This window comes from Mesorhizobium sp. M1A.F.Ca.IN.020.03.2.1, from assembly GCF_004023205.1.
Classification (GTDB): Bacteria; Pseudomonadota; Alphaproteobacteria; order Rhizobiales; family Rhizobiaceae; genus Mesorhizobium.
On the sequence record NZ_RZSV01000001.1, the window covers coordinates 94,538 to 111,940 of the forward strand.

General features: G+C 63.8%; 16 protein-coding genes and 2 pseudogenes. All 18 read left to right on the plus strand.

Going from position 1 to position 17,403, the window contains the following annotated elements:
• Positions 1–55: 55 nt before the first annotated feature.
• The gene (locus EOA79_RS00430; RefSeq protein WP_095826281.1) at positions 56–1,162 is read left to right on the plus strand and encodes an SDR family NAD(P)-dependent oxidoreductase; all 1,107 of its coding nucleotides are present in this window, start codon (positions 56–58) and stop codon (positions 1,160–1,162) included.
• Positions 1,159–2,232 carry an NAD-dependent epimerase/dehydratase family protein gene (locus EOA79_RS00435; protein WP_095826280.1) on the plus strand — a complete coding sequence of 358 codons (1,074 nt, stop codon included), beginning with the start codon at positions 1,159–1,161 and terminating at the stop codon, positions 2,230–2,232. The genes EOA79_RS00430 and EOA79_RS00435 overlap by 4 nt, the downstream gene beginning before the upstream one ends.
• Positions 2,229–3,521 carry a TIGR04295 family B12-binding domain-containing radical SAM protein gene (locus EOA79_RS00440; protein ID WP_095802770.1) on the plus strand — a complete coding sequence of 431 codons (1,293 nt, stop codon included), beginning with the start codon at positions 2,229–2,231 and terminating at the stop codon, positions 3,519–3,521. Before EOA79_RS00435 ends, EOA79_RS00440 begins: the two co-directional genes overlap by 4 nt.
• Positions 3,506–4,606: a glycosyltransferase family 4 protein gene (locus EOA79_RS00445; protein ID WP_095826279.1), complete on the plus strand. Its 1,101-nt coding sequence runs from the start codon at positions 3,506–3,508 to the stop codon at positions 4,604–4,606. Before EOA79_RS00440 ends, EOA79_RS00445 begins: the two co-directional genes overlap by 16 nt.
• Before the next feature lie 2 nt (positions 4,607–4,608).
• Complete coding sequence (locus EOA79_RS00450; RefSeq protein ID WP_127323618.1) at positions 4,609–5,739, plus strand: glycosyltransferase; 1,131 nt, start codon at positions 4,609–4,611, stop codon at positions 5,737–5,739.
• Complete coding sequence (locus EOA79_RS00455; protein ID WP_095826277.1) at positions 5,736–6,830, plus strand: glycosyltransferase; 1,095 nt, start codon at positions 5,736–5,738, stop codon at positions 6,828–6,830. The genes EOA79_RS00450 and EOA79_RS00455 overlap by 4 nt, the downstream gene beginning before the upstream one ends.
• Complete coding sequence (locus EOA79_RS00460) at positions 6,827–7,936, plus strand: glycosyltransferase (protein WP_095826276.1); 1,110 nt, start codon at positions 6,827–6,829, stop codon at positions 7,934–7,936. Before EOA79_RS00455 ends, EOA79_RS00460 begins: the two co-directional genes overlap by 4 nt.
• Positions 7,937–7,959: 23 nt before the next feature.
• Positions 7,960–8,916: pseudogene (locus EOA79_RS00465) on the plus strand (UDP-glucuronic acid decarboxylase family protein); the annotation flags it as partial.
• Positions 8,917–9,368: 452 nt separating this feature from the next.
• Positions 9,369–9,527 carry a DUF3309 domain-containing protein gene (locus tag EOA79_RS00470; protein ID WP_066991972.1) on the plus strand — a complete coding sequence of 53 codons (159 nt, stop codon included), beginning with the start codon at positions 9,369–9,371 and terminating at the stop codon, positions 9,525–9,527.
• A 189-nt stretch (positions 9,528–9,716) separates the two neighbouring features.
• On the plus strand, positions 9,717–10,820 hold the full coding sequence (locus EOA79_RS00475) for an inositol-3-phosphate synthase (protein WP_095826275.1): 1,104 nt from the start codon (positions 9,717–9,719) through the stop codon (positions 10,818–10,820).
• Positions 10,817–11,410, plus strand: a complete 594-nt coding sequence (locus EOA79_RS00480) for a histidine phosphatase family protein (RefSeq protein WP_067320596.1) — start codon at positions 10,817–10,819, stop codon at positions 11,408–11,410. The genes EOA79_RS00475 and EOA79_RS00480 overlap by 4 nt, the downstream gene beginning before the upstream one ends.
• A gap of 13 nt (positions 11,411–11,423) precedes the next feature.
• Complete coding sequence (locus EOA79_RS00485; protein WP_127335131.1) at positions 11,424–12,524, plus strand: glycosyltransferase; 1,101 nt, start codon at positions 11,424–11,426, stop codon at positions 12,522–12,524.
• Complete coding sequence (locus EOA79_RS00490; protein ID WP_095827599.1) at positions 12,524–13,327, plus strand: sugar phosphate nucleotidyltransferase; 804 nt, start codon at positions 12,524–12,526, stop codon at positions 13,325–13,327. The genes EOA79_RS00485 and EOA79_RS00490 overlap by 1 nt, the downstream gene beginning before the upstream one ends.
• 2 nt (positions 13,328–13,329) lie before the next feature.
• The gene (locus EOA79_RS00495; protein WP_095827600.1) at positions 13,330–14,091 is read left to right on the plus strand and encodes a TIGR04290 family methyltransferase; all 762 of its coding nucleotides are present in this window, start codon (positions 13,330–13,332) and stop codon (positions 14,089–14,091) included.
• Positions 14,084–15,016, plus strand: coding sequence for a beta-xylosidase (locus tag EOA79_RS00500; protein ID WP_127245890.1), 933 nt, complete (start codon positions 14,084–14,086; stop codon positions 15,014–15,016). Before EOA79_RS00495 ends, EOA79_RS00500 begins: the two co-directional genes overlap by 8 nt.
• A 22-nt stretch (positions 15,017–15,038) precedes the next feature.
• Complete coding sequence (locus EOA79_RS00505; RefSeq protein ID WP_128292678.1) at positions 15,039–16,103, plus strand: glycosyltransferase; 1,065 nt, start codon at positions 15,039–15,041, stop codon at positions 16,101–16,103.
• Positions 16,100–17,092, plus strand: coding sequence for a GNAT family N-acetyltransferase (locus EOA79_RS00510; protein ID WP_095827602.1), 993 nt, complete (start codon positions 16,100–16,102; stop codon positions 17,090–17,092). Before EOA79_RS00505 ends, EOA79_RS00510 begins: the two co-directional genes overlap by 4 nt.
• A gap of 50 nt (positions 17,093–17,142) precedes the next feature.
• Positions 17,143–17,403, plus strand: a pseudogene (locus tag EOA79_RS00515) (class I SAM-dependent methyltransferase); the annotation flags it as partial.

Genomic DNA, 17,403 nt, shown 5'->3' on the forward strand with positions numbered 1-17,403 from the left:
CTAAATCGGCCCCAACGCTAAATCGGCCCCAACGCTAACTCGGCAAGGAGTTCTCGTGAAACGTGTCCTGGTTACGGGAGGCTGCGGTTTCATTGGCCGGCATGTCGCCCAGGAACTCATCGAGCATGGCTACGAGGTCCGTGTCCTGGACGCACTCTTGGACCAAGTGCACGGCAATGAAGCCGTCAGCATTCCAGCTGGCGCCGAGCTGATACGGGGAGATGTACGTGATCGAGACGCGGTCGCCGACGCGGTAGCGGATGTCGACACCGTCATCCACCTCGCTGCCGAGGTCGGCGTCGGCCAATCCATGTACGAGATCGCCCGATATGTCGGCACCAACGATCTCGGCACCGCGACCCTGCTCGAGGCGTTGATCAAGAAACCAGTCGAACGCATTGTCGTCGCATCGTCGATGAGCATCTACGGCGAAGGCCTCTACAAGACACCAGACGGGCGGCGTATCCACGATGCCCATCGCAAGCCAAGCGACATCAGGATCGGCCAATGGGACCCGCTGTCGGCTGCCGGCGAAGCGCTGTCGCCGATTCCGACCGACGAGGAGAAACGTCCTGACCTCGCTTCGATCTACGCGCTGACCAAATATGCGCAGGAACGCGCGGTGCTGATCTTCGGTCAGGCTTATGACGTGGATGCGGTGGCATTGCGCCTGTTCAACGTCTTCGGCGCCGGTCAAGCGCTCGCAAATCCCTACACCGGCGTGCTTGCCAACTTCGCTTCGCGGCTCGCCAACGGCAAGCGGCCGATGATCTTCGAGGACGGCGAGCAAAAGCGCGACTTCGTCCATGTGCGCGATGTCGCCCGGGCTTTCCGGCTGGCGCTGGAGCAACGCCAGGCAGCCGGCCACGCGATCAATATCGGCAGCGGACGGTCCTACACCATCAGCGAGGTCGCTCGATTGCTTGCAGAAGCGATGGGCGTTCCGAAGCGGCCGCCCGAAATCCTCGGCAAGGCGCGCTCCGGCGACATCCGCAACTGCTTTGCCGACATTGCCAAGGCGCGCGAGCTGCTTGGCTTCGAGCCGAGCCATCGGCTTGAGAACTCCCTCGGTGAATTCGCGGCCTGGGTTCGCAACACCGTCGTCATCGACCGCGGCGCTGACATGAAGCGCGAACTTGAAGAGCGGGGGCTGGTGTCATGAGTGAGCGGCATCGCGGCCTTGGCAAAGCGCCGGTGGCCGTCATCGGCGGCAGCGGCTTCATAGGCTCAAACCTCGCCGACAGCCTGTTGTCGGATGGCGAGCCCGTTCTGGTCATCGACAATCTCAGCCGAGCCGGCGTCGAGCAGAACCTCGAATGGCTGGCGCAAAAGCACGGCAGCGATCTTAGAGTTGAAACCGTAGACGTGCGCGACCAAGCCAGACTGGCCTCCGTGCTGACGCCAGCAAGAGCGATCTTCCATCTGGCCGCCCAGACCGCCGTGACCACGAGCCTGATCGATCCCGCGGAGGACCTCGACATCAATCTCAAAGGCACCTTCAACGTGCTTGAGGCGGCGCGCCAGGTGAGCGCCCCGGTAATCTTCGCCAGCACTAACAAGGTCTACGGCAGCTTGCCCCAGCTCGCGGTGCAGGAAACGGACGACCGTTACGAGCCTTGCGACGAAGCCATCCGCGCCAATGGCGTCGACGAGACGATCGGGCTCCATTTCTGCACGCCCTATGGCTGCTCCAAGGGCGCTGCGGACCAGTATGTCCTTGATTATGCCAAGTCCTATGGCCTGCCGACGGCGGTGCTGCGCATGAGCTGCATCTATGGACCGCGCCAGTTCGGCACCGAGGACCAGGGCTGGGTCGCCCATTTCCTCCTCAGCGCGCTCAGCGGCCGGCCCATCACCGTCTATGGCGACGGCAAGCAGGTGCGCGACATCCTGCATGTGTCCGACGCGGTTGCCGCCTATCGCGGAGTGCTGGCCAGGATCGAAGACCTCAAGGGACAGGCGTTCAATCTTGGCGGCGGACCGCGGAATGCCGTCAGCCTGCGCTCGCTCCTGTCGGAGATCGCCATCATGACCGGCCGCGACATCGTGGTGCGGCAGGATCTCGAACGCACCGGCGACCAGCCCTTCTTCATCGCCGATACCCGCAAGATAGAGGCCGCGCTTGGCTGGCGGGCGCATGTCCCGTGGCGCGAAGGCATCAGCGACCTTGCCGGCTGGCTGTTGCGGCACCGTCTTCAGCCGCACGCTGAAGTGGCGAGGTACGTCGCATGAAAGTCGCACTGGTCAATCCACGTTGGACGTATGAACACAGCATCTATTTCGGCTGCCGCCAGCCGCATCTGCCCCTGGAGCTTGGCTACTGCAAAGCGCTCTTGGAGACCGACGGCCACAGCGTGCTGATGCTGGACGGGCAGTTGCAGCATCTCGACAACGCGGAACTTGCCGAGCGCGTGGCGGCGTTCGCGCCGGACATGACCGTCGTGACCACCGCGCCGACCTATCTGTTCTGGCGCTGCGCGCCGCCGGAGCTGCGGGTGCCGGCAGAATTCCTGAAGCATCTCGCCGGGCGCGGCGGGCGCACCGCCGCCGTCGGGCCGCATGGCTCGGCGACGCCGGCCCCTACCCTGCGCAAGCTTGGCGTCGATGTCGTCGTGCGCGGCGAATGCGAGGAGGTGGTGGCGGAGCTTGCCGGGCGCGGCGAATGGAGCGCCGTCCCTCACACGGCGCGGCTCGAGAGCGGCGTGCTGGCCTGCAACGGTGGCGTGAGCGTCAGCCGCTTCGTCGACCACCCGGCACTTCATTGGCCGTCCGATTGGATTGCGGCCCATTCGCACCACCATCATCGGTTCGACGCGGACCAGAAGGGCGCCGGTGCAGAGGTGGAAGCTTCGCGGGGTTGCCCCTATAATTGCAGCTTCTGCGCCAAGATCGATTTTCGCGACGCCTACCGCCGCAGGAACCACGACGCGGTCGTCGCCGAGATCGACGGTCTGATGGCCCAGGGCGTCGGCTACATCTACTTCATCGACGAGATTTTCCTGCCCCAGAAGGCGCTGCTCGAGGCCCTTGTCGACCGCGATATCCAATTCGGCGTTCAGACGCGCATCGACCTCTGGAAACCGGAGTTGCTGGAATTGTTGGGCGAGGCCGGCTGCGTCTCGATCGAAGCTGGCCTGGAAAGCCTGACCGTCGAAGGCCGCGAGATGCTGGCCAAGCGCTGTCGGCTGGGCACCGAGGAATTGGCCGCGCTGCTGGTCGATGCCCGCCGCCATGTTCCTTTCGTCCAAGCCAATCTGATCGGCGTGGTCGAGGACGATCCGGCCCTGGTGGAGTATTGGCGCAAGCACCTCATCGACAACGGCGTCTGGGCCAACGAGCCGGTGCCGCTCTATCCCTATCCGAGCTCGCCAAGTTACCGCGAGCTGTGGGGCGAACCCGACGATTTCGCCTGGGAGCGCGCGCATGAGCACTATCTGGCTTCGTTCCGGACGTTCAGCGACATCCAGGACCAGCGCCCGCGCGCGCTGGCCGAATTGGAGTCCTCATGCTGCAATCATTGATCCATCGCCCGCGGCGCATCCTGATGACCACCGACTCCGTCGGTGGCGTCTGGCGATATTCGCTCGACCTGGCGCGCGAGCTCACCAACCGAGGGGACAGCGTCGTGCTGGCCGGGCTAGGGCCTCGGCCTTCTCGGGAGCAGGCACAAGAGGCGCAATCCTTCGCGACGCTCGCATGGCTCGAGACCCCTCCGGACTGGATGACGCGCAACGAGAGCGATCTCGACGGCCTGCCCGGCGAGCTTCGGGAGCTTGCGACGGCCTATGCCGCGGACCTCGTTCATCTTAACGCTCCGGCCCAGGCGGCCGAGGTCGATCTGCCCTGCCCCATCCTCGTGGTCTCGCATTCCTGCGTCGTGACGTGGCTGCATGCCGTGCGCGGTCAGGTGCCGACCGATGCCTGGGCCTGGCAGAAAGACCGCAACCGGGCCGGTTTCAATCGCGCCGATATTGTGGTGGCACCCAGCCGAAGCCACGCCGACATGCTTGAGGCCTGCTACGGGCCGGTCGCGCGGCTAAGTGTCGTCCACAACAGTGCTCTTCCCGGCCCGGTCGCCTCGCGCCGCGAGCCTTTCGTCCTGGCCGCCGCCCGCTGGTGGGATCAAGGAAAGAACGCGGCGGTGCTGGATGCCGCGGCTGCCATAACCGAATGGCCAGTCCATGCCGCCGGCCCGCTCGGCGGGCCGGACGGGCAGATGGCGCGTCTCGATCATTGCGTCGCGCTCGGCTCGATCGGCTATGCCCAAGTGCGTCAGCGGATGGAGCGCGCTGGCATTTTCGTTTCGCCATCGATCTACGAGCCCTTCGGGCTTGCCGCTCTGGAAGCCGCGCTCTCGGGCGCGCCGCTGGTCCTCGCCGACATCGCGACCTATCGCGAACTCTGGGACGGCGCGGCTATGTTCTTCGACACGCGCGATCCGCATGCGCTTGCCGGATGCATCGCCCACCTCTCCCGCGACGAAAATTTGCGGCGCCAGCTTGGCCGGCGCGCCGTCCGTCGCGCGCGCAAATTTTCGCCGCAGGCGCAGGCGGTCGCGATGAGTGAAATCTACGATCGTGCGGCGATGGCCGTCGCAGGGCGCTGACCATGCATTTCGTATTCTACACCCATTCCGTCGTTTCCGATTGGAACCATGGCAATGCGCATTTCCAGCGCGGCATCATGCGCGAGCTTGTTGCGAACGGACACCACGCCCTCGCGCTCGAACCCGCGGACGGTTGGAGTCGTTCGAACCTTCTGGCCGAGCAAGGCTCCTTCGCCGTCGAGCGCTTCCGGAAGGATTTTCCCGAGCTGATGCCGGTGACCTACGATGCGTCCTTCGATCACGAGGCCTGGATTGCGAAGGCGGATGTGGTGATCGTCCATGAATGGACCGATCCAGATCTTGTGGCGCGGATCGGGCGGGCCAAGCTCAACGGCGGCAAGTTCACGCTGCTGTTTCACGACACGCATCACCGCGCCGTGTCGGCGACGCAGTCGATCTCGGCACTGAACCTGGAGCACTATGACGGCGTCTTGGTCTTCGGCGAGGCGTTGCGGGAGAGCTACCTTCGCGCCGGCTGGGGCCGACGGGCTTTCACCTGGCATGAAGCAGCGGACGAACGGTTGTTCAAACCCTCTCCCGAAGTCGACGCCGTATCGGATCTGGTCTGGGTCGGCAACTGGGGCGACGACGAACGCAGCGCCGAAATCCACGAGTTCCTCGTCGCGCCGGCACGCGAGCTTGGCCTGTCGGGAACCGTTCACGGGGTGCGCTACCCAGCGCAGGCGCGGGCCGCGCTCGCCGACGCCGGCTTGCGCCACGAGGGTTGGATCGCAAATGCCGACGTCCCGAAAGCGTTCGCGCAGCATCGCGTGACGGTGCACATCCCGCGCCGACCCTATCGGGACCATCTGCCGGGCATTCCCACGATCCGCATGTTCGAGGCATTGGCCTGCGGCATTCCCCTCGTCTCTGCGCCATGGTCGGACGTGGAAGAGCTGTTCCGTCCCGGCAAGGACTTTCTGTTTGCCCGCGACGGCTCCGAGATGCGCCAGCACCTGCGCGACGTGCTGCACGACGCCGCGCTTGCGAAGGCTCTGGCGGCAGCCGGGCTGGAAACCATCCTGGCACGGCACACATGCCGGCGCCGCGCCGACGAATTGTTCGACATACTCGCCGCATGCGGCAATCGCCATGCGGTTGACGGGGTGCCAACAAGGGAGGCCGCCGCATGAAGATCGCCTTTTACGGATCCAGCCTGCTGTCGTCCTATTGGAACGGCGCCGCCACCTATTATCGCGGCCTGCTGAAGGCACTTTCCCGGCGCGGTTACGACATCGTCTTCTACGAGCCGGACGCCTTTGACCGGCAGAAGCACCGCGACATCGAGGTTCCCGACTGGTGCGACGTCGTCGTCTACGAGGCGACGCCGGATGCGCTGATGCAAGTCGCTTGCTGCGCCGCGCAGGCCGACATCGTGGTCAAGGCAAGCGGTGTGGGCTTCGAAGACGAAGCGCTGTTGCGCGCCGTGCTCGACCACGCCCGCAATGACGCGCTGACGGTGTTCTGGGACGTCGACGCCCCGGCGACGCTCAGCGAATTGCGGAACGATGCCGGCCATCCTCTCCACGAGGAGCTCAAAAGGATCGCCCTCGTGCTGACCTATGGCGGCGGAGATCCCGTCGTGTGGGACTATAGGGCGCTTGGCGCCGCCGAATGTGTGCCGATCTACAACGCGCTCGATCCCGAGACGCATTTCCCCGTCGCCCGAGATTCCCGCTTCGCCTGCGATCTGGCCTTTCTCGGCAATCGCCTGCCGGATCGCGAGGCCCGCGTGGAAGGCTTCTTCCTCGAGCCGGCCGGTGCGCTGGAGGACCAGAAGTTCCTGCTCGGCGGATCAGGCTGGGGCGACAAGCCGATGCCGGCGAATGTCTCCTGGCTCGGCCATGTCGGCACTCGAGACCATAACGCCTTCAATGTCACGCCGAAGGCGGTGCTGAACATCAGCCGCGACAGCATGGCCAGCAACGGCTTTTCGCCGGCAACGCGGGTGTTCGAGGCGGCCGGCGCCGGTGCATGCCTCATCACCGACGCCTGGGCCGGTGTCGAGCTGTTCCTTACGCCTGGCGAGGAAATCCTGGTGGCGCGAGACGGCGCCGACGTTGTCGAGATCATGTGCACGCTCACACCAGGGCGCGCAAAGGCGATCGGGGCGGCAGCGCTTCGGCGTGTTCTGGCCGAGCACACCTACACACTGAGGGCTGAACGGGTTGACGCAATCTTAAAGGCGCATTTCGAGCGCGAGACCGTGGAGGCCGCAGAATGACGAAGGCACTCGATATCGTGTTCCTGGGTCTTTCTCTGTCCTCTTCCTGGGGCAATGGCCATGCGACGACGTTTCGGGGGCTGCTGCGGGGCCTCGACGAGCTCGGCCATCGCGTCACCTTCTTCGAACGCGACGTGCCCTGGTACGCGCACCACCGCGACCTGCGCGACCCCGATTATTGCGACTTGCGCTATTACGACACCGTCCAGGAGCTTCGTCGCAGCCATGAACGAGACCTTCAGCAGGCCGATGTTGTGGTCATCGGCTCGTTCGTGCCTGAAGGCAGGGCGGTCATCGACGACCTCGCGTCGCTGTGCACCGGGCTATTCTGCTTCTACGACATCGACACGCCGGTGACGCTGGCCAGGATTGCCGAGGATGACTGCGACTATCTCGCGCGTCGGCAGATTCCCTATTTCAACCTTTATTTCTCCTTCACGGGCGGACCGACCCTCCATCGCCTGGAGCTCGAATTCGGCGCGCGTCGGGCCGAACCGCTCTATTGCTCCGTCGACCCCGAGCGGCACCATCGAAACCGAAATGTGATCAAATGGGATCTAGGCTATCTCGGCACCTACAGTCCGGATCGGCAACAGACCCTGGAAACGCTTCTGCTCGAGCCTGCGCGTCGACTGCCGGATCGACGCTTCGTGGTTGCGGGCTCGCAATACCCGCACGATATCGACTGGCCCGATAATGTCGAGCGGATCGAGCACCTGCCGCCGGCCGAGCATGCCGGATTTTATAGCCGGCAGCGCTACACGTTGAATGTGACACGCACTTCGATGGTCGAAGCCGGATGGTCGCCCAGCGTCCGGCTTTTCGAAGCAGCGGCGTGCGGGACGCCGATCATCAGCGATCGCTGGCCCGGCCTCGACAGTTTCTTTCCGGCTACGGCGATACAGACGGCCGGCAGCGCAGATGATGTGACGGGAATTCTTCTGGGACAGCCCGACCGCGCCAGGCTCAGCATGGCCAGGCAGGCCCATTCGCTGGTCCTGGAAAGACACACCGGAGTTGCTCGGGCACGAGAGTTCACGTCGATGCTGGCGCGGGCAAGGCAGACACGTCCGGTGCTCGATCTGGATGTCGAAAGTGCAGCATGACAGGCAGACAGGAGAACACACAGATGCGGCGTTCAAGAAAGGCCCAACAGACACGGACGGCGCTTGTCGCCGGCGGTGCCGGTTTCCTCGGTTCGCACCTATGCGAGGCCCTGTTTGGCATCGGCTATCGCGTGATCTGCATCGACAACTTTCTCACCGGCCGAATGGAGAACATTACGCCGCTTATCGGCCAATCGCGCTTCCGGTTGATCGAGCAGGATATCTGCAGCCCGCTGGAACTGGGTGAACCGGTCGACCGTGTCTTCAACCTGGCATGCGCGGCGTCACCGCCCCGCTACCAGGCCGATCCCGTTCATACCACACGCACGTGCGTGGTCGGGTCGCTCAATCTCCTCGAGCTTGCCGTTCGCGACGGTGCACGCTTCCTGCAGGCATCGACCAGCGAAGTGTATGGTGATCCCGAGCAGCATCCGCAGCGTGAGGACTATCTCGGCCATGTGAACTGCACCGGCCCGCGCGCCTGCTACGACGAAGGCAAGCGCACTGCGGAGACGCTTTGCTTCGACTACCTTCGGGCCGATCGGGCCGACGTGCGTGTCGCCCGTATCTTCAACACTTATGGCCCAAGGATGGACCCCGCCGACGGTCGCATCGTCTCGAATCTGGTCATGCAGGCACTTGAAAAGCGGCCGATGACGATATTCGGCGATGGCCGGCAGACGCGATCCTTCTGCTACGTCACCGACCTGGTCGAAGGCCTGTTGCGGCTCATGGACATCGAGCCCAATCCGCGCCAGCCGATCAATCTTGGCAACCCCGGGGAATTCACCGTCCTCGAACTGGCCGGCCTGGTGAGGGAACTGACCGGCACCAGGTCGCCCGTCAAATTCCTGCCTTTGCCGGAAGACGATCCCCGCCGGCGACGCCCCGATATAGCCCGTGCGAAGGAGCTTCTCGGATGGGCCCCCAAGGTGCCTCTCCGGCAGGGCCTGCTGCAAACGGTCGTCTACTTCGCCGAACTCGACGGCAGCGCGACCGTGTCGCCCGCCACCGCGACCAACAGGTCCGGGGCAGACGGAGTTGAAACCGGCGGCCCGCAGGATCCCGATGCGTCCCGCGTTCTTTTCACCGAAGCGGAACATCCGACCGAGATTCTGGTTGGGCCCGATAACCGGCACGGAGAACGCAGTCGTGCAGTCGAAGCGATCAGCCAAGGACATCGAGCAGATGGCGGCCGCGGAAACCGCCGCCTTCCTGCGACGAGCCTCCATCACCTACCTCGAATGTTGCGTCAGCCTGATGATGACGCATCTTCAACGCGAAGAAGTCGCAACCATCCTCGAGCGGGAAGCTGACATGCTGCGCAGGCTGGACTGAGCCCCCAGCGCCTCAGACGAATGACGAACAAATAGCATATGAGCCCCGCAGTCTGAGGTCCGAACGTCCACCTCGCCAATGAAGGGGACCCGATATGAGTCTCGGCACAATCCTCATTATTATCCTGATCTTGTTGCTGATCGGCGCGATCCCGGCCTGGCCGTATTCGTCGGGCTGGGGCTATGGGCCTTCGGGCGTGCTCGGCGTCATACTTGTCATCCTGGTGATCATGGCGCTCATGGGCCGGATTTGAGGCCGAGCGGGCGAGATTCCATTAGCCGCACTCCGAACGTCGCGTCCTGCGCTGGCCTCGGAGACAACGCGGCAACGGGGGTATTGAACGTCGACCGCATCGGCGAATTTTCCACCTCTCAAGGAACATTCCTGACCGGTCACAGTTCGGCGCGAGGAACTTACCTCCAACAATAGAGGCGGCGGTTTCGTGACATCGAAAAAGGTTCGCATCGGCATCGTCGGTGTCGGCAATTGCGCATCCTCCCTAGTGCAAGGCCTCACCTATTATCGTCAGGCAAAAAGCAACGAGCCGATCCCCGGGCTAATGCATGCCGATCTCGGCGGCTACCATGTCGAAGACATCGAGGTCGTCTGCGCCTTCGACGTCGCCAAGAGCAAGGTCGGGCGCGATGTGGCCGAAGCAATCTACAACGCCCCGAACAACACCTTCCGTTTTGCCGATGTGGCGCCGATCGGCGTGCGCGTGCAACGCGGACCTACACTCGACGGCATCGGCAAATATCTGCGCGATGAAATCGAGGAAGCGAATGAGCCGGTCGCCGACGTGACCGCAGGCCTTCGGGAAAGCGGGGCCGAGGTGCTGGTGTCCTATCTGCCGGTCGGCTCGGATGCGGCAACCCGCTATTATGCCGAATGCGCGTTGGGGGCCGGGTGCGCTTTCGTCAACTGCATACCGGTCTTCATCGCTTCGCGGCCGGAATGGCGCCGCCGCTTCGAAGAGCGCGGCCTGCCCCTGATCGGAGACGACATCAAGAGCCAGGTCGGCGCTACCATCGTTCACCGGCTGCTCGCCAATCTGTTTCGGGAGCGCGGGGTGCGCATCGACCGCACCTACCAGCTCAACTTCGGCGGCAACACGGACTTCCTCAACATGCTGGAGCGTGAGCGGCTGGAATCGAAAAAGATCTCCAAGACGCAGTCGGTCACCAGCCAGATCGATGTACCGCTCGAGCCCGGCAACATCCATGTCGGACCCAGCGATCATGTGCCTTGGCTCACCGACCGCAAATGGGCCTATATCCGGGTCGAAGGCACGACCTTCGGCGGCGTCCCGCTGAATGCCGAACTCAAGCTGGAAGTCTGGGATTCCCCCAACTCCGCCGGAGTGGTCATCGACGCGGTGCGCTGCGCCAAGCTGGCGCTCGATCGCGGTATCGCTGGGGCGCTCACCGGGCCTTGCAGTTATTTCATGAAGTCTCCGCCGGAGCAGTTCACCGATGCCGAAGCCCGCCTGCGCACCCTCGCCTTCATAGCCGGTAGGGGCGAGCCGATGCTCGACGCCGCGGAATGACAACGACTATTTTCCTCGTGCGGCATGCTGCGTATGACAATGTCGGCCGCTATCTGGCAGGCCGCCAGGATATCGATCTTGGCCAAACCGGCCAGGCACAGACGCTGCGTCTGGCCCGCCGTCTGGCGAGGGAACCGCTCGCGGCCATTTTCAGCAGCCCGCGCAAGCGCACCTTGGAAACCGCGAAACCGATCGCTGTCGCCTGCAATATCGAGCAGATCGGAATCTGCCAGGAATTGGACGAGATCGATTTCGGCGCATGGTCCGGCAAGACATTCGAAGAGCTGGCCGATGACGCCGCCTGGCGGATGTGGAACGACCAGCGACAGAGCGCCCGAACACCGAGCGGCGAGACCATGCAGGACACCCAGCAGCGGATCGTCGACCTCATGGACGTGCTGCGCGAACAGGCCCCAAACCGATGCGTTGCACTGATCAGTCACGCGGACGTCATCAAGGCTGCGGTGTGCAAGGTGCTTGGCCTTCAGCTCGGCGACTGTTTTCGCTTCGACATCGAACCTGCCTCGATCACCACCGTCGTCCATGGCGACTGGGGCTCTAAGCTCATTCGCCTGAACGAAATCGCCTGACTGGAGCTGCCCGATGCGCATGGTGATCTTCGGCCTCACGGTCACCTCTTCCTGGGGAAACGGACATGCCACGCTTTGGCGCGGGCTGATACGCGCGCTGGCGCCACTCGGCTGGTCGATCAGCTTCTTTGAGCGCGACACGCCCTACTATGCCGGCGCAAGGGATCTCACCCATCTCGATGGCGGCCACGTGGTGCTCTATCCGGGATGGGATGATATTGCCCAGGCTGCGGCAATCGCGGTCCGGCAGGCTGACGCGGTCATCGTCACCTCCTACTGCCCGGATGCTGTTGAAGCCTCACGCCTCGCGCAGGAGAGTTGCCGTGGGCTCAAGGTGTTCTACGATCTTGATACCGCGGTGACGCTCGCGCGCATCGAGCAGGGCGAGCAGCCTCCCTATTTCGGTCCGGAAGGCCTTCGCGATTTCGATTTGGTGCTGAGCTACACCGGCGGCGAGGCACTCGGTGCGCTCAAGTCCATGCTGGGGGCGCGCCGTGTCGTGCCGCTCTACGGCCATGTCGATCCGGAGCGTCATCGGCCGGCAAAGTCCAGGCTCGAGTTTGCGGGCGATCTGTCCTACCTCGGCACTTATGCCTCGGATCGCCAGGCCGGCGTCGAGAAGCTGCTCGTCGCGCCCGCCGTCCGGCTGCCGGATCGCCGTTTCGTCATTGGCGGCGCTCAATATCCGCAGGAGTTTCCGTGGAGCGACAACATCTTCTTCGTCAGGCATTTGCCGCCTGCCGATCATCCGGCCTTCTTCTGCTCGTCACGTCTCACCCTGAATGTCACCCGCGAGGCCATGGCGCGCAAGGGCTGGTGCCCCTCCGGCCGGCTGTTCGAAGCGGCTGCCTGCGGCGCCGCCATCGTTTCCGACGACTGGCCGGGTCTGGACGACTTCTTCGAGCCCGGCTGCGAAATCCTGCTTGCACATTCCACCGACGATGTGGTCGCCGCGCTCGGTTTGTCGGACCGCGAGCTCGAGGCGTTGCGCCGCCGAGCCCGCGAACGCGTCCTCGACGAACACACATCCGCACGCCGCGCCGCGGAACTGGACCGGATTCTGGTCGAAGCCGCCACCGCGCCAGCAAGCGAACCGATGAAGGAAACCGTCTGATGTTGGGTATCGTGCCTGCGGCGGGGCGCGGCAGCCGCATTCAACCGCTGGGTTTTTCCAAGGAACTGCTCCCGGTTGGCAGCCGGATGGACGGGCAAACCGAGCGTCCGTGCGCGGTCAGCGAGTATCTGGTGCGCCGAATGGTGCGCAACGGCGTCGACAGGATCTGCTTCATCATCGGTTCGGGTAAGTCCGATATCCTCGAATACTATGCGGCCGGCTATGACAGCGCGGCCGCGATTTTCGTGGCCCAGCCCTCTCCCGTCGGTCTTTGCGACGCGATCTTCCGCGCCGCCCCTCTCGTCGCGCCGCAAGAGACCGTCCTGATCGGTCTGCCGGACACGATCTGGTTCCCCGAGGACGGCTTCTGCCATCTGCCGGACGACCGGCTGTCATTCCTGCTGTTTCCTGTAGACCGTCCCGAGCTTTTCGACGCCGTGGTTGTCGATCAGGACGGCCGCGTCGAGCAGATCCAGGTCAAGCAGCAGGACGCAGCCACGGACTGGGTCTGGGGCGCGTTCAAGATGCCGGGCTTCACCTTTCAGCGGCTCGCGGCGCTTTGGCGCGAGCGGGACGGCTGCGACGAGTATTTCGGAACGCTGGTCAATGCTTACCTTGCCGTCGGCGGTGAAGCCTGGGGCGTCAAGGCAGGCTCGGCCTATGTCGATGTCGGCACCTTCAACGGCTACCGCACGGCGCTCCGGCTGCTTGAAAACAACGACGCCTCGGAAGACGAAGACACAGCGATATTCGTGCCGCCGAGCCGCTCGCAGGTGCCATCCTTGCCAGGCGAAGGAGGCTGACCGTGCTGCATTCCGACGCGGAAATTCGCCGCCGCATCGATGCGCTTGGACCGTGGTTCCACAACATGGAACTGGCGGGCGTGGAGACCGCTCCCGACCATTTCCTCGGCAACTATCCTCTGGTGAAATGGCAGAAATTCGCGGATGCGATCCCGGCCGATCTCTCGGGCAAGTCGGTGCTCGATATCGGCTGCAACGCCGGGTTCTATTCCATTGAAATGAAGAAGCGAGGCGCCGATCGCGTGCTCGGCATTGATTTCGACGTGGACTATCTGACGCAAGCGCGTTTCGCCGCCGAAATCGCCGAGTGCGACATCGAATTCCGGCAATTGTCGGTCTACGACGTCGGCGCGCTCGGCGAGACCTTCGACATCGTGCTCTTCATGGGCGTGCTTTACCATCTACGCCACCCGTTGCTGGCGCTCGACCTGATCCGCGAGCATGTTGCGCGCGACTTGATGGTCTTCCAGTCGATGCAACGCGGGAGCAGCGAAATCCTCGCGCTCGAACAGAACTATGATTTTTGGACGCTCGACCTGTTCGATCGAACCGAATTCCCGAAGCTGCACTTCATCGAGCACCGCTACGCCGACGATCCGACCAACTGGTGGATCCCGAACCGCGGCTGCATCGAGGCGATGCTGCGCAGCGCCGGCTTCCAGATCCTGCTTCACCCGGAAGACGAGGTCTACTTCTGCCGCGCGTCCGATGAGCCGGCGGGTGAAGGTGCGGTCTACCCGTCGAAAGGACGAAATGATGATTGAAGCCGCCATGATCTGGAATGAGCCCAACAACAAGTCGCATTGGGACCCAGAGCTCGATCCGGACTGGAGCCGCTTCGCCGGCATGAGTATCCTGGCGGCGGACGCGATCGGGCTTGAAAACCCGGCGATCACCAGAGTGCTTGGCGGCATTTCGCCGATCGATGCCGGCTTCATGTCGCTGATCAAGGGATATGGTGTCCTCGACCATGTCGATGCCGTCGCCGTGCACGGCTTCCCGCTGGACTGGAACCTTTGGCAGATCCACGAATGGCCGCAAAAGCTCGGCGAGATCGCCGAAGTCACCGATCTGCCGATTTGGATCAGCGAAGTCGGCGTGTCGAGCTTCGGCGCCGAGGAGGTCCAGGTCTGGGGCCTGCGGCGGACGGCGGAGCTTCTGCTTGGCAACGCGCCCCGCGTCCAATGGTATAGCCTTTATGATTTGCCTCATGCTTGGGGAGCGACCACACGGCATCGCGAGGTGGAAGGCTCTTCCTATTACCGTCATTTCTACATGGGTCTTCTGCGCGAGGATGGCTCGCCCAAGCCCGCGCTCGAAGAGTTCGTGCGGCACACTCCGGAAATGGGCCTCGTCCAGTGGTTCCATTTCGAGGACCACCGGCTGGACGACGCCGTCGCCTGGATGAAGCGGCTGGGCGTCACCAGTCTGCGCACCGGCCTCTCTTGGGCCGACAGTTTCAGACCGAATGCCCTCGATTGGTTCGATCGCCAGATGGAAGCCCTGGCAGACTTCAACGTCACCATCACTTTCTGCTTCACGCCCGAGCACCGAGGCCTGCAGCCCCATCACACCAGCCCGCCACAGGCGCCCGAAGAGTTCGCCGAATTCTGCGCGAAGATGGTGCGCCGCTACGCACCTGGCGTGCGCGACGCCGCGATTCCCATGCGGCGGGTCTCGGCCGCATGAGGTCACTTCGGCTCGATCAGCCATGACGCTTACAGTGCTCAACGGCGCCTATCCGCTTGCGCCTGTCGGCCTCGATGCGGTCGGCGGCGCCGAGCAGGTGCTGTCGATGCTGGATCACGCACTGGTCAGGCAAGGCCATCAATCCATCGTCGTCGCCTGCCGGGGCTCCAGCGCGGCCGGGACCTTGGTCGAGACGCCTGCCGAAACAGGCGCGCTCGACGAGACGGCAAAGAGCCGCGCCCAGGACGCGCACCGCGCGGCGATCGCAGCCGCGCGTGCGCGCTGGCCGATCGATGTCGTCCATCTGCATGGCATCGATTTCGATGCCTATCTTCCCGATGACGGCCCCACGCTCGTGACACTGCACCTGCCGCTTGCCTGGTATCCGGCCGGAGTGCTGAGCCCGGCCCGTGAAGACCTGTGGCTGCACGCGGTCTCGGAGGCGCAGCAAGCAACCGCGCCGGCCGGATCGAGACTGATCGCGCCCATCCCAAACGGGGTTGACGTCAATGCGCTTGCCGCCCCCCGGTCGCATCGCAATTTCGCGCTCGTGTTAAGCCGAATATGCCCGGAAAAAGGCATCCACCTGGCGATCGACGCCGCGAAGCGCGCTGGAGTGCCGCTTGCAATAGGAGGGCAGATATATCCCTACCGGACACATGTTCAGTATTTCGCCGACGAGGTGGAGCCTCGCCTCGACAGGCGGCGGCGTTTCCTGGGACCGCTCGGGTTTTTCGCCAAGCGGCGGCTTCTCAACGCCGCCCGCTGCCTGGTCATTCCGAGCCTCGCCGCGGAGACGAGCTCGCTCGTTGCCATGGAAGCCCTCGCCTGCGGCACGCCGGTTGTGGCCTTCCCGAATGGCGCCCTGCCCAATGTCGTTGAGCACGGCAAGACCGGGTTCCTGGTCAATGATATCGACGAGATGGCGATAGCCATCGACGCTTCGGCCGACCTCGACAACGAAATATGCCGGGCCGAGGCGCGAGATCGGTTTTCGCTCGATCGCATGGTTTCGGCCTATATGGATGCCTATCGGGCATTGGCAAAGCTCGGCGATTCCCGAGCACGGTTGGGAGCCGCCGGGTGAGCGGCCTGCGTGCCGATGTCATCCGCGACCAAGAAGCGCTCGACGGTCTAGAGCAGCATTGGTGGCCGCTCTGGTCGCAATGCAGCTCTGCTACGCCTTTCCAGTCACCCGCCTGGCTCCTGCCATGGTGGCGGACATTCGCGCCGGGCGATCTCTCGGCGATCGCCGTGTGGAACGGAAACGATCTCGTCGGCCTGGCACCACTCTACCTCGAACGGCACGCTTCCGGTTTGCGCCTGCTTCCGATCGGAATATCGCTGAGCGACTATCTCGATATTCTTTGCGCACCCAAGTTCGAAGAAGCCGTCGGTACCTTGATTGCCGAGACTGTGCTTTCGCTCGAATGGTCGCAATGGATCCTGCCGGACCTTTCGAGTGAAGCCGCATCCCTGGAGCTTTTGCTGCCCGATATCGAAGAGAGCCGATCTACCGGCCATGCCGCCTGCCCCGTGCTTGCCTTGGCTGGCGACGAGACGCTTGCAGGGTGCGTTCCCGCGCGGCGAAGACGCCAGCTGCGTCGCGCGCTGCGAGCCGCGCAACGGAGAGGCCGGGTGACGATCAACCGGGCGGAGGCCGCGCCGGAGATATTTCTTGGTCAGCTGATCCGCCTGCACGACGCCCGCTGGGCCGGACAGGGCGGCGGCGTGCTGACGCAAAGCGCGATCGAGTTTCATCGCAATGCCTTGCCCCGTCTCGCCGCGAGCCATTTGGCGCGGTGCTGGCTGATGGAAATCGACGGCGCCGTCGTCGGCGCCTATTACGGTTTTCATCACCACGACCGCGCCTATGCCTATCTCGGCGGCTTCGACCCCGCTTACGCATCGGAGAGCCCCGGCGCCATTCTGATCGGCAAGGCTATCGCCGAAGCCGTTCAGGACGGCGCGCGAGAGTTCGATTTTCTACGCGGCCGGGAGAGCTACAAATACAGCTGGGGAGCAAAGGACCGATGGACCATACAACGGGTCTGGACCCGGAGCGCCTCGCCATGACCACAGCAGAGCGAGTGAGGTCGACCGCGAGGCATATCCTCGAGGATTGCATGGCGACCGACCTGTCCGCCGAAGTCGCGGTCGCCAGATTGGCAGTCGAGACGGATATGCGCGCGCCAGAATTGGCGGACGTCGCATTGGACATGCGTACAAGCGCTGTCGAGCAAAGGGGCTGGCTCGAGGACATCGCTGTGCTTCTTTCAGGCAAGGCAGATGCCTTCGATAGTCTGAGGTCAACGGCAGCTTCGGTTTGTCATGACCGTCTGCGCGGCGAAACCGGTGAGATGACGATCCGCCGGCTGGCCGAGGGC

What these genes read in the sequence shown, in the direction of transcription:
- EOA79_RS00435 (WP_095826280.1), top strand. Translation starts at nt 1,159, where the DNA reads ATGAGTGAGCGGCATCGCGGCCTTGGCAAAGCGCCGGTGGCCGTCATC.
- EOA79_RS00440 (WP_095802770.1), top strand. Translation starts at nt 2,229, where the DNA reads ATGAAAGTCGCACTGGTCAATCCACGTTGGACGTATGAACACAGCATC.
- EOA79_RS00445 (WP_095826279.1), top strand. Translation starts at nt 3,506, where the DNA reads ATGCTGCAATCATTGATCCATCGCCCGCGGCGCATCCTGATGACCACC.
- EOA79_RS00450 (WP_127323618.1), top strand. Translation starts at nt 4,609, where the DNA reads ATGCATTTCGTATTCTACACCCATTCCGTCGTTTCCGATTGGAACCAT.
- EOA79_RS00455 (WP_095826277.1), top strand. Translation starts at nt 5,736, where the DNA reads ATGAAGATCGCCTTTTACGGATCCAGCCTGCTGTCGTCCTATTGGAAC.
- EOA79_RS00460 (WP_095826276.1), top strand. Translation starts at nt 6,827, where the DNA reads ATGACGAAGGCACTCGATATCGTGTTCCTGGGTCTTTCTCTGTCCTCT.
- EOA79_RS00470 (WP_066991972.1), top strand. Translation starts at nt 9,369, where the DNA reads ATGAGTCTCGGCACAATCCTCATTATTATCCTGATCTTGTTGCTGATC.
- EOA79_RS00480 (WP_067320596.1), top strand. Translation starts at nt 10,817, where the DNA reads ATGACAACGACTATTTTCCTCGTGCGGCATGCTGCGTATGACAATGTC.
- EOA79_RS00485 (WP_127335131.1), top strand. Translation starts at nt 11,424, where the DNA reads ATGCGCATGGTGATCTTCGGCCTCACGGTCACCTCTTCCTGGGGAAAC.
- EOA79_RS00490 (WP_095827599.1), top strand. Translation starts at nt 12,524, where the DNA reads ATGTTGGGTATCGTGCCTGCGGCGGGGCGCGGCAGCCGCATTCAACCG.
- EOA79_RS00500 (WP_127245890.1), top strand. Translation starts at nt 14,084, where the DNA reads ATGATTGAAGCCGCCATGATCTGGAATGAGCCCAACAACAAGTCGCAT.
- EOA79_RS00505 (WP_128292678.1), top strand. Translation starts at nt 15,039, where the DNA reads ATGACGCTTACAGTGCTCAACGGCGCCTATCCGCTTGCGCCTGTCGGC.